Origin of the sequence: Bradyrhizobium sp. Ec3.3, assembly GCF_000472925.1 — a bacterium.
In the GTDB taxonomy this organism is placed as follows: Bacteria; Pseudomonadota; Alphaproteobacteria; order Rhizobiales; family Xanthobacteraceae; genus Bradyrhizobium.
Genome location: NZ_AXAS01000009.1, coordinates 1 through 15,884 on the forward strand (window position 1 = coordinate 1; position 15,884 = coordinate 15,884).

Consider the following 15,884-nt stretch of genomic DNA (forward strand, 5'->3'; position numbering starts at 1 on the left):
TCAAACGCTACAACCTTCTCATCGCACGACGGCGAGCGCAGGTGGAGACGACCTTCGCCACCCTCAAACGCCGCATGCGATTGACTTGCATCCGATACGTCGGCCTCATCAAGGCAAACGGGCAGGTTCTGCTCGCCTCCATCGCGTTCAACATGAGGCGGTGGGCCGCAATCGCTGCGTGAACCGCCCGCCGAGGAGCATGAGCCGCTCCATCGTCGGCCCGCTACTCCGACAACTAGCTTCTTCCCTGACCTGTCTTGGCCTCAAAAGCCAGTAACGCAACAGGCCCCTTGTGGGAGAGGGCAACTCCGCAGGCAGATGCGTGCTCATTCAGGTGAGGGGTCTCTCTCCGCGCACACATCTCTCGCGGTGAATTCGCGGAGAGAACCCCTCATCCGGCGCTTCGCGCCACCTTCTCCCACAAGGGGAAAAGGAAGGCACCGTCTTTACGGATTGGACTGCGGCACCAGGACCAGCGGCGGTTTCGGCTTGGGCCTTGGCGGTGGAGGACCGGGCGCCGGCCTGACCTCGATCGGCGGCGGAAGCGGCGCCACCTGCTGGCTCGCGATCGGCGGGCTTGAAATCGAAGGATTTGAGACCGAGGGGCTCGGTGCAGCCGGTGCAGCCAGCGGCGGCCGCGGCGTTGGCGGGCCCTTGGGCTCGACCTTGGCTTTGGGCTGGGCGCGGCGAGGATCGCGGCCGGGCAGCGGCACGTCGACCGGTGGCGACAGCTCGGGCGCGGCGTCAGGTGACACCAGACGCGGTAGTACCGCGGTCGCCGGCGGCGGCTCGCCGCGCTCGATCGCATCGAGCCGCCGCGTCTCGCGATCGATCGTCCGCACCGCCAGCCACGAGGACAGCGGCGTGAGATCGACGGTGCGTTTGAGCTTGTCCGGCGGGCCCGCCGCAAAGAGCTGGATTTCCGGAGGCGCGCCGGAAAGGCCGGTCATGATCGGCGTCAGGCTGGCGCGGATGTCGGCCTGATCGGCGGGAATGTCATAGCCGCCGGAGACGATGGCGCGGGCGTTCTTTGCTTCCAGCGTGGTCGCGCCGACACGCAGGCGGCCGTCGCGGATCGTGAACGGGATCTGCGCCGAGCCGATCGCCAGAGGGCCTGCCGACAGCGCCGCCTCGACGAGCTGCCTGAGCCTTGCGTCGTCAGCGACCTGGCCGCCATCGCTGGCCCGGATCGCGAGCTCGAAGGCGAGCGGATCGAGCCCGGTAAGCTCGGCCGACTCGAGCGTCACGGTACCGTTGCCGGCGAGCGCACCGGTCAGCGCCGCAATGCTGCGGCCCTGGGCGGACAGCGCCATCTGCACCGAGGCGCGGCCCTTGGGGACGGCGAGATTGCGATAACGCAGCACCTTCGCATCGACGTTGGCGAGCTGGATACGCGCGTTCAGCGACAGGCCGTTGGGACTGTCGCGTGCATCGATGCTTGCGGTCATCTCGCCGCCACCGATGCCGCCCTTCAGCGAATCCAGTGCCAGCGACTGGCCGTCATTGCGGATCGTGCCGCTGATGGGCCGCATCTCGATGCCGCCGGGCAATCCGCCGCGCAGGGCCTGGAAGGTGATGCGGCCGCGCCAGCCGTTGACAAGCCCTGGCGCGAGCGGCTGGTCGGCATCGCGCCCGACCGCGCCAATGGCCACCGCCAGCGCCGGGACGAGATCGAGCGTATCGAGCCCGACCTCGCCATCGATGCTCTTCTCCGGGTCCAGCGTCACCGCAAGACGCCCGCGCAGGTGCGAGCCCGCAGCCGTGCTGTCGAGATCATCGAAGGTCAGGCTGTTGCCGGACAAGGTCAGGCGCGAGGACAGGTTGACGGTTTGCACTGACTTCTCGCCCGCACCGATCCCGAGCAGCGGCGCGAGGTTCGCGTTGCGCATGCGCAAATTCACGCTCGCTTTCGGATCGGGCGAGGACAATTCGAAGCTGCCCTGCGCGTCCGCATCCAGTCCGCCGCCCGCGATCTTCGCATTGAGCTGAAGCGGCCGGCCCCAGGTGCCGCTCACCTTGCTTTCTGCCTGCGAAGCCCCCTCGCCTGCCGCGACCACACGGTCGAGTCCGAACAGCGTCAACAGAGAGCTCGCCTGCGGCGCGGAGAGCTTTGACTCCAGTGTGAAGTCGCTGTTGCGCAGCTTGTCGAGATCCAGGCCGTTGATCGCCGCCGCCAATGTCTGCGCCGACAGCGTCGCCGTTCCCTTCAACTGCGGCGCATCGAGATCGAGCGCGGCGCGCGCATTGGTGCGATCGGCATGCTCGGCGTTCTTGTCCAGGCTCACATCGAGCTTCAGGCGCGCTGGCCCCGGCAGCGCGTCGACGCGATCGAAGCGTGCACCGAGCGCCGGCGCGATCGGGTTGATCAGGGCCGCGAGTTGAGACAGGGAATTGGCCGCCGACTTCAGCGTCAGCCTGCCGGTCGCATGCGCACGATCGAAGCTTCCGTTCGCGTCCGTCGTCACTCCGCTTGCCTGGCCGAATTGCAGCTGCTCCAGCGACAGCGTGGTCGGGCTGTAACCGAATTTGGCGGTAAACGGCCGCAGCTCCTGCCCGGCCGAGATCGCGCGGCCGACGTCGAGCGACAGTCTTGCCTCGTCCGGCCATTCGCCTTGCGGCCCGGCGAGGCCGCGCACGAAGCTTGCGGCCGCATCGAGGTCGAGCCGGTCGGCCTTCAGCTCGGCGTCAAACCGCGAACCCTTGTTGGCAGCGGTCTGCACGAAGGCGATGTGGCCCTCGACCGCGCCGCCCTCGATCTCTGCCTTCAGCTTGTCGATCGCAAGGTGGTTGGCGGCGACCGTCACGTCACCGCTCAGGCGCAACGGCTTGGTGCTGCGGCGATTGATCTCGCTGCGGCCCTGAAGCCAGGCCACCAGCGTATCGGGGTCGGAAGATTCGATGCTGAGCCGGCCGCTAAAGCTGTCGACGCCGGGGCTGGCGCCGTTGAGCGCGACCTGGGTCATGCCCGGCGCGCGCAGATCGAGCCGCTGAAAGGTCCAGGACCTGCCGTCGGTCTGCAACTCCGCGGCGATGTTTTGCAGCGGCCGGCCGCCGAGCATGATCTGCTCGGAGCTGAACGAGATCTGCGCCGGGATCGGCGCCTGCGGAATGGCGGCGAGCCCGGCGCGCAGCGCCGGCAGGATGCGCAGCGGCTCGGTATTGTCCTTGGCCGCGAGCTTGTCGGCATCGAGTTGCCGCGCCGCCAAATTCGCGCGCAGCAGGGGCGCGGCGCCGAATTTGAGGTCGCCGACGCCGGCGACCTTGAGCGCGGTGTCCTCGGGACCAAAACTCGCCTCGATCTGGTCGAACTTCGCAAGCGACGGATCGGCCTTGAGCTTCGTCGTCAGCTTCCACGGCGTCGGTGCGGGGGCTGCCGGCTTGTCCTTTGACGTCTCCTTGGGTGGAGGTACGGCCAGCGTGAGCGCGCCGTCGAATTTCGGCAGCCGGCCGTCAAAGGCGAGCACGCCTTCGAGATCGGCCAGGATCGCGCGCTCGCCGGGATCGATATTGATGTGGAGACGGGTGGCGGTGCCGTCGGGGCTCGGGCCGGAGGAGATGCGGAATGGATAGCGCGTGCCGGAGACGGTGACGTTGCCGTCGCCCCGCACCGAGCCCGCAAGCGAGCGGACGTCACCGGCAAACGCGATGTCGCTGAGCTCGAGCGTCGAGCGGCTGGCGGCATCATGAAGCGCGATGCGGCCAGTGAGGTTCAGCCGCTCGATCGCGAGCGAGGCGAGATTGAAGCTGCCGCTTGCCGTCGACGGCAGGTCGACCCGGCCCTTGGCATCGAGGCCGAGATCGGCCGCCACGCCATTGACCGTGAGCTCGGTGGCGCGCCATTCACCGCGCATCAGCGAAGAGAGGCTGAACTCGACGTCGAGCTTGTCGGCGCGGAGCTTACCGAGGTCGTTGTTGCCGCCGAAGGTGACCGAGCGCAGCCGCAGCGTCGGCGCCGGCAATAGCCGCGCATCGAGCTGGCCGGCAACCCGCACCGGGACACCGATGATTCGGCTCGCCTCCGCCTCGAACTGGGGCCGGAACTGGTTCCAGTCGATGAAGTAAGGCCCGATCAGCGCGGCCAGCAGCGCAATAATGAAGGCAATCGCCAATCCGAGCAGCGTCGTCTGCACGGGTCTCCCCTCGGCCAAAACCGGCACCCGGGCCAAACCCAAGCCTACGTCTAAGCCAAATCGAAGCCTAAGCCGCGCCGGAACAGCCCCTTATATAGGGGCAAGTGTGGCGATGTCACAGCGACTGTTGCGCACGGAGGTTAACGCTACCAGCTCGCCGGCAGCCGCTTCAGGCCGCGCAGGACGAAGGTCGGCCGCCATTCGGGGTTCTCGACGTCGTCGATCCGCAAGTCCGGCAGCCGCCTGAGCAGGGTGTTGATGGCGATTTCGGCCTCGATGCGCGCCAATTGGGCGCCCAGGCAGAAATGGATGCCGCCGCCGAACGACAGCGGCTTGACGTTCTCCCTGACGATATCGAGGCGGTCGGGGCTATCAGGATAGACGGCTGGATCGCGGTTGGCCGAGCCCAGGAGGCACAGCACGGTCTCGCCCTTGGGGATCCGCTTGCCGCCGAGATCGTCGATATCCTCCAGCGTGACGCGCCCGGTCATCTGCACCGAGGAATCGTAGCGCAAGAACTCCTCGATCGCGTTGGTGATCAGCTCCGGCCGCGCCTTGAGCAGTGCGAGTTGGTCCGGATTGCGGTGCAGGGCCAACAAGCCGTTGCCGATGAGATTGACGGTGGTCTCGTGGCCGGCGCCGAACAGCAGGATGATGTTGGCGGTCAGTTCCTCATTGGTCAGCTTGTGGCCGTCTTCTTCGGCCTGCACGAGCTGGGTGGTGAGGTCCTCGCCCGGATTGCGGCGGCGCAGCTCGAAGAGCTGCTGGAAGTACATCTGCGCCATCAGGTTGCCGGCGTTGCCCTGGCGGATCTCCTCCGGAGAGAGGGGCACGGGATCCAGAATCCGCCCGCCATCGCGCGAGCCCTTGTAGAAGGCCTCGCGATGATCTTCGGGGATGCCAAGCATGTCGCAGATGATCGTGACCGGCAGGCGGAAGGCATAATCCTCGATCAGGTCCATCCGCCCACGATTGATCACCTCGTCGAGCGTCTGGTCGACGATCTCCTGGATCCGCGGCCGCATGTCCTCGACCCGGCGCGCAGTGAAAGCTTTCACGACCAGACCGCGCAGGCGGGTGTGGTCTGGCGGATCGGCCTGCAGCATCCAATGGCTCATGCTGCGGAAGACCGGCTCCTCCATGATCTTCGGACCGTAGCGGCGCTTGCTGCGCTCGACGAAATCCTTGCCGAAGCGCTTGTCGCGCATCACGAGGCTCACCTCGGCATGCCGGCTCGCCACGAAGGAACCGAACGGGGTCACATGCATCGGATCGATCGTGCGCAACCGCTCATAGTGGGGATAAGGATCCCTGATGAAATCGGGGGCCAGTGGATTGAACAGCTGATCGCTTGCCGCCGCCTGCGCATGCTCGTTCATGGTGACCTCAAATCGTTCACGACATCGAACACGCCGGAGCCGAAATAGGCGGCGTGACCATCCTCTGAAATTCGATACGTTATTGTATTGAGTTGCATCCTGAACTAAAATGCAGCGATGTCAAGAGTGAGGACCAGGCCGACCCGCGACGACACCCGCGACCAGCTGTTCGAGGCGGCCGCGCGCGTGTTCGAGGACCAGGGCATCGGCGGCGCCAGTATCGAGGCGATCGCAGCCGCCGCCGGTTTCACGCGCGGCGCGTTTTATTCGAACTTCACCAGCAAGGACGAGCTGATCATCGCCATGCTCGAGGACCATGTCGAGCAGTCGATCCGGCGCAATCTCGACCTGCTCGCTGAGCATACCGACCTCGACGATTTCATCGCGGCGCTGAAGGCCATGGAGCGCAACCGGCGCGATCCGCTCGGCCGCTCGCCGCTCCTGCACATGGAGATGATCCTCTACGTCGCGCGCGCAGAGAAGCGCCGGCCGGAGCTCGCAAAACGCCTGCGTGCGCGGCGCAAGCTGGTCGCCGACATCATTCAGGGGGCACAAGTCGACCGCGCGAACAAGGTGAAAGATCCGTCCTGGGCCGCCGCCGTGGTCTTGGCGCTGGATGACGGTTTTCGCCTGCACCGGCTGATCGATCCGGAGACCACGCCGGCCGACAGTTTTTTCCGCGCCATCAGCGATCTCCGCCGCGCGATGGGGCTTGTCTCAGGCTAGGAATGCCTGGCCACAGATCGGCGCGCGGACGTTCGCTGGCCCTGATCGCGGCGGAATAGCGGAGTTTCCCCAACGGCTGCCAAGGGCGAATCTCGGACCTCGGCACCTGCACCGGGCGGGATCTCCGAACTAAGAGTTTCCTAGAGGGACTCAAAGAAGATGTAGTTCTGCCAGCTTCGCATCCGCAGAAGAATCTTCCGCAGCAATGAAAGTTCGTGAAAGTGCTCGGTGTAGATGGCGGCTTCGCCGGCCGCCCCGAGCGGAATTTGATAACCCGAGATGTCATCGACGATCTCGAGGACGGCCAGAGCGCGGTCTCCGGGCAGCGCTCCCCCGACATTTACTAGCGTCCCCGTGGTTTGAAGCTGGCCACCTGCGATCGCATCGATCACCACTTGGACCTTGGCCTTGAATACGCGGCCCGGTATGCCCTTGAACAGAACTTCGGCCTCATCGCCGGCGCGAACCCGCTGCAGGGCGTTTTGCTGGAACGCGGCTGCAAATTTCCGGTCCCTTTGGCTGTCGTTGACGAAAATCATGGCTGGACGGAAGGGCGCCGGGACCACATACACGCCCGGCCGCAGCGCGAGCTCGGTGACAAAGCCACTGGTGGGTGCGCGAACAGTGGTCTGGTCCAGATCGAATTGAGCATCAGCAAGTTCGTTGCGAAAACGCACGATCGCCGTATGTTCGCCATTAACAGTCGCGCCATACGCCTGCCGGGCACGATCTTCCGCAGCATTAGCTTCGGCCACTGTCTGTTTTGCCGCGTCGAGATTGCGCGTTGCGGTATCGAGCGTCGCCTGCGCGACGACTTGTTTCTGGAACAGCGTCGCCTGACGATCGTAGTTCTCTTGGGCCAGCTCCAGTTGCGCCTTAGCCTTTCCGGTCGCCGCCGCGGCTTGATCAACTGACGCCTTGAGCTGGGCAACATTGGCCTCGGCATCGGCCAGTCCCGCCTTTTTTTCGGCGACGGTGTACTCGTATGGCTTGGGATCGATCTTGAACAGAACTTCGCCGGCCTCGAGATGTTGGTTGGTGCGGTCTTCGACCGGCACCTCGACCACGCGTCCGCGGACGCCGGGCAATATCGGCGTTACGGTGAAGTAAATGCGTGCATTCGTGGAGAACGGGTGGTTGTAGGCCATCGTTATGAACAGCAGCGAAAGCCCAAAAATGCCGCCGAGCGCCGCTGTCGCAAGTGTCCATTGATTGACCGGGATTCTGAAAAGCTTGAACGTGGCATAACAGAGCGCCACGTATGTCAGGGTGAGCAGGATTTCCATCAGCGGCCTCCCGTCCCGACCTTGGAGAGCGCCTCCGCTATCGTATTTCGGCTCTCGGCACTGGCGGCTTCTGTCGCGGGAACCTTCACCTTATCGACAGCCGAGACTGCTTCCTGCGGCGGCTCTGAGCCGACCCTGCCTTCCTGAACGTGAGCTGCTCGATCGTCGATGCCGACCTTGGCCTCGATCGCTGCCAATCGATGCTTGAGCTCCTCCAGTTCAGCCACAGCCTCCTTGGGCGAGGTCGGTTCGCCCGGCTTGTGGCCGAAGCCCCAGCCACGTTCCGGCTGATACATCATCGCCCAGATCCAAAGGAACGGCCACAGCAGGTGCAGCAGGAAGAGGCTGATCCATCCGGCGGCATGGATTGCGTCCTCGTGCGGATGATGGCGGGCCTTGGCGATCCGGGCCGGAATGTCGTGGATCGCGATGATGCCGTAGACCAGCACGATCACCACGAAAAACAGCAGACCAAGCGCGAAGTAATTCAGGAATGGGTCTTCCATGGCGATCCCCATCCGGGTCCAGAATTGCAAGGCTCCGGCAATACCTCGCGCTCGGCGCGAGAACTCAATTGATCTAGATCAAGTCAAGTCTTCCATTGCCATGGCGCTGAACGGTCTCTGCGGTGGAGTTGGCTGTCAATTTTAGAACCCCTGCCGGGCAGCTATCCTTCCGTTTCGCACCGCAGCCTTGAGCGCCGCATAATCACGTTCGGCCTGATCTGCGTACGCCAACGCGAATTTTCCCATGGCCGCATCGAACGCCTCGTTCGAACCACCGAGGTATCCGCTGATGGTTGCGGAAATCTCGCTCGCCTTTGCGTGGGCGCGAGCGAGTACCCAGCCGCAAGCTTGCGCGTAGACATCCAGCATTTCGACATCAAATGTTTCCACCAGGGGCTTGATTTTGGCGTCGTGCAACTGCCGCACATAAAACTGCCGGCCGTTGGGAGCGGTCGTCCACCCGAGAAAAATGTCTGACACGGGCTGCATCAAGCGCTGCCCCATCACGACGCGCTGTCCGTGATGGGAGTATCCGCTTCGTCCGGCGTAAGGTTCGAGCACCGATTGCGCCGCTTCCTTGAATTGCAGAAACAAGGGATCGTTGCCCTCTGACATCATCAAAGCGATCCAGCACCTCCGGCCGACGCTGCCGACACCGACCACTTTGATGGCAACGTCGACGAGACGGTATCGATCAAGAAGCGTGCGTCGGTCGGCGGCCAGCGATTCTCGGTAGGTTTGAAAAAGCTCCTTGAGTGTCGACGCCGCATCGAGACTGGCGGTGCTGTCGGGATGAAAGATGAGCGGCGGCTGATCGGTAATGCGGATCTGTCCGCCCACCGAGCCTGCAAGCTTCGGAAACTCAAATTCCGAACCCGTGTGAGCTGCGGCCTTGTCGATCCGCCTCCTGACCTTTTTTTGCAAGGCTTTCGGTAAGGATGCGATGAAATCCGCGGCACTGGTTTCGGCGTACCAGATTTGGAGCGGGTCCATCTTGGAGAATTTGCGCATGTGTTCGCGGTACATGCGGGCAGAACTGATGGCGCAGTCGCGGCCCTGGGCGTCGGACAATCCGTTCGATCTCGCAGCGAGCACAATCGATGCGACCAATCGCTTGACGTCCCATTCCCAGGGCGCGGAAGAAGTTTCGTCAAAGTCGTTGATGTCGAAGATGATGCTGCGTTCGGGCGTGGCAAACCCTCCAAAATTGAGAAGGTGACAATCGCCGCAGGCCTGCACCTTCAATCCCGTGATTGGCACTCGCGCCAGGTCCGCCGCCATGATGCCGGCAGATCCGCGATAAAACGCAAAGGGAGACTGCAGCATCCGGCCGTACCGGATGGGTATGAGCTTTTTCAACCGGCCAGCGTCCGATTTGAGCAAAAGCTCGATCGGGTCCGCCCGTCCCTTGAGACTATTCCAGCGCCCATGCTGCTCGCGTCGGACCTTGTCACGCAACGCCTTGCCGGCCGCTATTCGCGCGTCTGGCGAGACGATATGCAGAGCAGGCAACGCAAGGGAAGATTCGGGTTCAACGATGTGCCTCGTGTGTTCCATCTTAGGGTGACCGCATGCCAATCAACGGGTTTTCCGGCGGCGCCTAGGCAATGCCGCCTTGCTGCTGCCAAGCTCGGACGCCATCCGTGGTCCTTTCATAGAAATTGTCTGCTCGGACAATTGCCTCGATCCCAGCACGTTTCATATCGTCTCGAACCGCATCGCGAACACGGACAAAGGCGACGCTCATCCCCATCTTCTCCAACTCCTTGATGAGACCAAGGAGTTCATCTCCCGCACTGACGTCGATGAAGTTGACGGAAGAGCAATCCAGAAGCACACGCTTGACGTCTGGCCGTGCGGCCAGTGATGCTTTCAAGGCGGAACTCATGTGTTCAATGCTGGCGAAGAAGAGGTCGCCGCCCGTTCGCCAGATCAGCAGGCCCGGAAACGTAGCAGCCTCGGGATGGTGCCGGACGTCGCGATAAGCCTCCGTGCCCGGAAGTTGCCCAAGCTCCGCTCCCCTTGGATGGCTCGCAAGGTAGACCAACGTCAGCAACGAAAGCACGACGCCCAGGGCGATGCCCTGGAGTACGCCCAGAGTCAGTTCGCCGAGGATGACAATCACACAATTGGCAAACGACCAGCGGCTTCGGGCGAACAATTCGCGCAGGTAGCTCGGCTTTGTCAGATGCAACATGGCTGCAATGACGATGGCCGCGAGTGCCGGCTGGGGCATGTTTCGGAAGAGGGGCGTCAGAAAGATCAGCGTGAAAAAGCAGAAGACCGCCGCGATGAGGTTGGCGACCTGGCTGCGGGCGCCTGCCGCCGTGGCCACCGAAGTCTTCGACAGGCTGCCCACAACGAGGAATCCGCCAAACAGCCCGCTCAGCATGTTTGCCGGCCCGTGCGCAATCAACTCCTGGTTCGGATCAATCTTGCCGCCGCTTTGCAGGGCTGCGGCCTTGGCCGCGCCGAGCGCTTCTGCGTAGCCGACCAGGACGATGGCGAGCGCGCCCGGCACAAGCTCGCTCAGGGTGGAAATCTCCAGAGTCGGAACCGTAAAGTGGGGCAAGCCGGATGGGAGGTGGCCCGCCACATGCACACCTGTCGCCTCTCCGCCGAGCAATCCGATCACGATCGTCGCGGTGGCCATGACCACGAGCGCCGCCGGCACAGCGGGCGCGATGTGGCGGAGCAGGAGCATGGCGGCAAGCGACAATATGCCGGTTACGACAGGCGCGGCCGAAGCGTCCGGTAGATGCTGCAAGATATGCCAAAGCTTCGTGAAGAAATTGCCCGACGCGCCGCTGATGCCGAGCAGATGTGGCACCTGGCCGATGATGGTGACGTAGACCAGACCTTCGATGAAGCCCCGCATAACGGGCGTGGGGATGAAGCTTGCGACCCAACCCATGCGCAGAATTCCAAAAGAGAGGAAGAAGAAGCCAATCAGGACAGCCAGGGTGGAGGTCAGCGAATTGTACTCCGCAGTTCCCTGCGTAGCGATGGCGCCGACGGTCACCGCGGAGATCAGGCCGGTCGCTGTGTCGGGTCCTACCACGAGCTGTCGCGACGTGCCGAGCAGCGCGTAGGCGAGTAACGCCGGCACGATCGTGTAGAGACCCATGATCGGCGGCACGCCGACGATGCCCGCATAGGCCATTCCCTCGGGCACCATGACGGCCCAGAGCGCGAGGCCGGCAAGAACGTCAGGCAACAGCCAATCGCGGCGATAGCCTGGAATCCAGTCGAGGATCGGCAAAAATCTGTGAGTCACAGACGCAACGTCGGAGTTGGCCATGGCCCGGCCTCCCGCGTATGAACCCGTTCGCTGCATTTAAAAGTAGATCGAATGACACAAAGCGGCTGAGACCCGATGAACTGGGTCTGGCCACCCGCTGCTCCCCGATAGTGACTTCGAGCAATTTAGCGTCCAAATCCGAGCGTTTCAGTCCGCCTTCCTTAATATTTCAAAGCCATTGGCCTTGAGTTCTCGCAGGATGACCGTGGTCAAATGCGAACATTCTTCAGGCTTGATCCAGCATGGACTCCTCCAGTCGGGATCGTCTTCCTTTGGGTAGTTGACAAAAGCGGAGCGAATTGCCGCCTGAATTACCTCTGCGGAATCTGGCATTGGAGGCCTCTCAACGGGACCGCCGCAAGCAGCGCCGAGTTATGCATCGTTGGTGTTCGAGCGAATTTAGAGGGCGGCTCTTGAGCCGCCCTTCATCGGTGCAATGAGGATCTACTGACAGACGTGCATCAGGCCGTCATCGCCTTTGAACATGCTGCCAGGATCGCAGACGATTCCATAACGCGCCTTGTAGCCAGCCCATCCATCAACGCCATACCAAGGGCCATTCGCAGGATAAGCCCTTTGCAGGTAGAACGGACTGGTCTGGATGGCGCCGCCGCCATAATAGGCATTGGCCGCCAAAGCCCCACTGCCGACGTATGGCCGGCCGCCATAGTAACCAGTACCACCCCAGCCCCAAGGCTGGGTGGCGGCGACGGTTGCCGTGCCAGCGGCGCTTGCAAGGCCGGCGTAGTTAACCGCCATCGGGCCTGCAATGCCGGCCGAGTCGTACTGGTACGCAGCCCGCCGGTTTTGCCGGCGTGCGACACCCGCAACGCTCACCGGAGTGAGCGGACGACCGACTCGCGCCTGGGCACTCTCGATCGACAGCGAGACCCCGCGTTGCTCGGACCAGCCGAAGGAGAGCAATGCCGCGCATGCGAAGGTCGAGGTTGCTATCGCAACGTTTCTCAGACTCATCTGCTTCATGGATTGACTCCACTATTTGCTGCCCGACTGACGATGCGCCGTAGGTTCCAGAACGAGCATTGCGCCAGATCAAAGGTTTTCCAGAAGATCGCTTGCATGAGGCAACGATGCTGACGCACTGCCGTGCTTCGCCAAACGGACCGACCTCCAAGCCTGTTCGATCACGTCTGTTCAATTGGATCTTTCGGGAATAGAACGTTGCGTACATTCCGAATGTCGGTCGTGTCGGCGCTGCATTCCGGTGAGCCATTGATGTGATCAATCGATCCGGCTCGGAGGAGCAATGGCTATTCTCTTCGAGATCAAGCACACCACCACCTACAGCTATGCAAACCCGGTGGCGTTCGGTACGCATCGGGCCATGTTCCTGCCGAGGCCTGCAGCACGCGGGCGCTTAATAAGCTGGTCTGCAAGGACCAATCTCTCTTCCCGTATCCGCTGGATCAGCGACGGCCTTTCCAACAATCTAACGGAGATCGAGCTCGACGAACCCGGCAAGGAATTGACCTTTACGTTCGAGTTTCAAGGCGTCCATTTTGGAGCCAAGGGCGTTGAGCAATTTGCACTGGAACGAAGGGCCGAGCTCGTACCGGTACAATACACGCAGGACGAATGGACCGATCTTGCCGGCTTCATGCGCCCGCATACTGGCGATCCCGACCTGGCCGTTGCAACCTGGGCCAGGAGCTTCGTCGCCGATGGCAGGGGGCAAACGATCGATGTCCTGCAACGGATGCTCGACGCTTTCCGCGATACCTTCACCTACGAAGCGCGGGAAACGGAGGGTACCTTGGCTCCGGGTGAAACTCTGCGTTCGAAATCAGGAACCTGCCGAGACTATGCCTGGCTCATGATCGAGGCCTTGCGCCGGCTCGGCTTCGCCGCTCGCTTCGTCAGCGGTTACATCTATGACGCCGCGCTCGATGGAGGCGGCGCAGGGATGACTGGGTCGGGCGCCACCCATGCCTGGGTGCAGGTGTTCCTCCCCGGTGCCGGCTGGATGAATTACGACCCGACCAATCATATCAACGCCGGCTTCGATCTCATCCAGGTGGCGGTTGCCCGACATCCGGGCCAGGCCGTGCCGCTGGCGGGGGCGTGGTTCGGCAACGCGGGGGACTATCTCGGCATGTCAGTCCATGTCGCGGTCCACAAACTTGGCGATGTCACCGATCAATCCGAGGGATAGAAGGCAACGCGCAAGCGCGTCATTGATCGCTCACCGTTCCAATCGGAACCGTCCCCCCAACATAGGTGGCGCTGCCCTCCACTATGCGAACGAATGCTGTTCGAGGCCCGCTGCCGAGAACTTCGATCCTGCTGGCCTGAAGCGCTTTGCACGTCAGCAGCGTCAACAGAAGGCTCTCATCGTTGGGCGTTGACCGTGATGTTGAAGAATGTATCTGTCGGCACCGAGTTGGATATCACGCAGGCAGCAGGCATCCTGGACATCGCAAGGCCGGTCGAGCCCGAGATCAATCAGTAGTGCGACACCGGTGAAGGCGACGCGCGTCAAGCGTGCTGAAAGCTCACGTAGCTGACCTTGTGAAACACGAGCGGGCTGCACGCAGATTCGTCGCTGGACAGCGCCTCGCCGAGAATGATGTCGTGGTCGCCGCCAGCCGTTCGAGCCGCGCAAGTATCGAGACAGGGGCGGCTGAGAAGCGCTGAATCCGACCGGGAACCTCGCCGCACCAGCCTGGATTCCCGCGATAGTTGGGCTAAGGTGACGCTGCCTGCGCAGAAAAATTGCAAACGACATCCGGGAGGAAGTGATGCTCGACACAACGCTTGCCGCGCGCGTTCAGGTTTTCCTCGACAAGTTTGAAGCCGCGCTCGCGGCGGGCGATCTCGACGCCGCCGTGGGAATGTTCGCTCCGGAATGCTACTGGCGCGACCTTGTCGCCTTCACCTGGAACATCAAGACCATGGAAGGCCGGGATCAGGTCCGCGACATGCTCGCGCATTGCCTCGCGCATGCGAAGCCGCGCAACTGGAAGATTGCCGAGGGTGAAACGCCAACCGAGGCAGGCGGCGTGACCGAGTCCTGGATCTCGTTCGAGACCGAGCTCGCGCGCGGATATGGACTCATCCGACTGCAGAACGGCCAGATCTGGACGCTTCTAACGACGATGGCCGAACTCAAGGGCCATGAGGAAAGGGCTGGCTTCAGCCGGCCACTCGGCGCCAGGCACGGCTTCAATCCCGGCGCCAAGACCTGGAAGGAACTGCGCGACGAGGAAGTCGAGCAACTCGGCTTCAAGACCCAGCCCTACGTGCTTATCATCGGCGGCGGACAAGGCGGCATTGCGCTCGGAGCGCGGCTGCGCCAGCTCGGTGTGCCGACGATCATCGCCGAGAAAAACGCACGCGCCGGCGATTCCTGGCGCAACCGCTACAAGTCGCTCTGCCTGCACGATCCCGTCTGGTACGACCATCTGCCTTATATCGATTTCCCCAAGAACTGGCCTGTGTTCTCGCCCAAGGACAAGATCGGCGATTGGCTGGAAATGTACACCAAGGTCATGGAGCTGAACTACTGGACGAACACCACGGCCAAACGCGCCAGCTGGGACGACACCAAGAAGGAATGGACGTTCGTCGTCGAACGCGACGGCAAGGAGATCACGCTGCGGCCCAAGCAGCTTGTGTTCGCGACCGGCATGTCAGCCAAGCCGAACATGCCGAAAATCAAAGGCATGGAAACCTTCAAGGGCGAGCAACACCATTCCTCACGCCATCCCGGCTCCGACGGCTACAAAGGCAAGAAGGTGGTGGTGATCGGCTCGAACAATTCGGCTCATGATATCTGCGCTGCGCTGTACGAGGCCGGCATCGACGTAACGATGGTGCAGCGTTCGACAACCCACATTGTGCGCTCGGACTCGCTGATGGAGACGCTCGGCGATCTCTATTCTGAACGCGCCGTCCGCGGCGGAACGACCACGGCGAAGGCCGATCTGATCTTCGCTTCACTGCCCTATCGGATCTTGAATCAGTTTCAGAAACCGGTCTACGACAAGATCCGCCAGGACGATGCCGCCTTCTATGCCGGGCTGGAGAAGGCCGGCTTCAGGCTCGACTTCGGTGACGACGATTCCGGACTATTCATGAAGTATCTGCGCCGCGGCTCGGGCTACTACATCGACGTCGGCGCCTCGCAGCTCATCATTGACGGCAAAATCAAACTGTTCGCTGGACAGGTCGAGGAAATCACGCCCAACGGCGTCAGGCTCGACAACGGCAAGGAATTGCCTGCGGACGTGATCGTCTATGCCACCGGCTACACCTCGATGAATGGCTTTGTCGCCGATCTCGTGAGTCGGGAAATGGCCGACAAAGTCGGCAAGGTCTGGGGCCTCGGCTCGGATACGACAAAGGACCCCGGCCCATGGGAAGGTGAACAACGCAACATGTGGAAGCCGACGCAGCAGGAAGGCCTATGGTTCCACGGCGGCAATCTGCATCAGTCGCGACATTACTCGCAATTCCTTTCCCTGCAGTTGAAGGCGCGCTACGAGAGCATCCCGACGCCGGTCTATGGCCTGCAGACTGTCCACCACAAGGCCTGA

At 62.5% G+C, this 15,884-nt stretch carries 12 protein-coding genes; 4 read left to right on the top strand and 8 right to left on the bottom strand.

Annotated features, from left to right (window positions below; all coding sequences use genetic code 11):
• On the top strand, positions 1-182 hold a 182-nt coding region (locus tag YUU_RS0110295), incomplete at its 5' end, for a transposase (RefSeq protein WP_027521659.1).
• A 264-nt stretch (positions 183-446) separates the two neighbouring features.
• Here the strand turns inward: YUU_RS0110295 and YUU_RS0110300 are convergent.
• Positions 447-4,130, bottom strand: coding sequence for an AsmA-like C-terminal region-containing protein (locus YUU_RS0110300; protein ID WP_027522284.1), 3,684 nt, complete (start codon positions 4,128-4,130; stop codon positions 447-449).
• Positions 4,131-4,276: 146 nt separating this feature from the next.
• Positions 4,277-5,509 (bottom strand): cytochrome P450, encoded by a 1,233-nt coding sequence (locus tag YUU_RS0110305; RefSeq protein WP_027522285.1) that lies wholly within the window; start codon positions 5,507-5,509, stop codon positions 4,277-4,279.
• Positions 5,510-5,626: 117 nt separating this feature from the next.
• On the opposite strand from YUU_RS0110305, the gene YUU_RS0110310 reads away from it, so the two are divergent.
• Positions 5,627-6,235: a TetR/AcrR family transcriptional regulator gene (locus tag YUU_RS0110310; protein WP_027522286.1), complete on the top strand. Its 609-nt coding sequence runs from the start codon at positions 5,627-5,629 to the stop codon at positions 6,233-6,235.
• A 140-nt stretch (positions 6,236-6,375) separates the two neighbouring features.
• Here the strand turns inward: YUU_RS0110310 and YUU_RS0110315 are convergent, their stop codons facing one another.
• The 6 genes from YUU_RS0110315 to YUU_RS61120 all read right to left on the bottom strand — a co-directional run bounded on the left by YUU_RS0110315 (position 6,376) and on the right by YUU_RS61120 (position 12,312).
• Positions 6,376-7,521, bottom strand: coding sequence for an HlyD family secretion protein (locus tag YUU_RS0110315; protein WP_027522287.1), 1,146 nt, complete (start codon positions 7,519-7,521; stop codon positions 6,376-6,378).
• Positions 7,521-8,027, bottom strand: a complete 507-nt coding sequence (locus YUU_RS56270) for a DUF3302 domain-containing protein (RefSeq protein WP_084801398.1) — start codon at positions 8,025-8,027, stop codon at positions 7,521-7,523. The genes YUU_RS0110315 and YUU_RS56270 overlap by 1 nt, the downstream gene beginning before the upstream one ends.
• Positions 8,028-8,168: 141 nt before the next feature.
• Positions 8,169-9,584: a DUF2252 domain-containing protein gene (locus YUU_RS0110325; protein ID WP_027522288.1), complete on the bottom strand. Its 1,416-nt coding sequence runs from the start codon at positions 9,582-9,584 to the stop codon at positions 8,169-8,171.
• Between the two features lie 43 nt (positions 9,585-9,627).
• Positions 9,628-11,328 (bottom strand): SulP family inorganic anion transporter, encoded by a 1,701-nt coding sequence (locus YUU_RS0110330; RefSeq protein WP_027522289.1) that lies wholly within the window; start codon positions 11,326-11,328, stop codon positions 9,628-9,630.
• 147 nt (positions 11,329-11,475) lie between these two features.
• Positions 11,476-11,661, bottom strand: a complete 186-nt coding sequence (locus YUU_RS56275) for a hypothetical protein (protein ID WP_084801399.1) — start codon at positions 11,659-11,661, stop codon at positions 11,476-11,478.
• A 111-nt stretch (positions 11,662-11,772) separates the two neighbouring features.
• Positions 11,773-12,312, bottom strand: coding sequence for a hypothetical protein (locus tag YUU_RS61120; RefSeq protein ID WP_063621692.1), 540 nt, complete (start codon positions 12,310-12,312; stop codon positions 11,773-11,775).
• Positions 12,313-12,595: 283 nt separating this feature from the next.
• Between YUU_RS61120 and YUU_RS0110340 the strand changes: the two genes are divergently transcribed.
• Together YUU_RS0110340 and YUU_RS0110350 are read left to right on the top strand one after the other, a co-directional pair.
• On the top strand, positions 12,596-13,501 hold the full coding sequence (locus YUU_RS0110340; RefSeq protein ID WP_027522290.1) for a transglutaminase family protein: 906 nt from the start codon (positions 12,596-12,598) through the stop codon (positions 13,499-13,501).
• Between the two features lie 586 nt (positions 13,502-14,087).
• The gene (locus tag YUU_RS0110350) at positions 14,088-15,884 is read left to right on the top strand and encodes an NAD(P)/FAD-dependent oxidoreductase (protein ID WP_027522291.1); all 1,797 of its coding nucleotides are present in this window, start codon (positions 14,088-14,090) and stop codon (positions 15,882-15,884) included.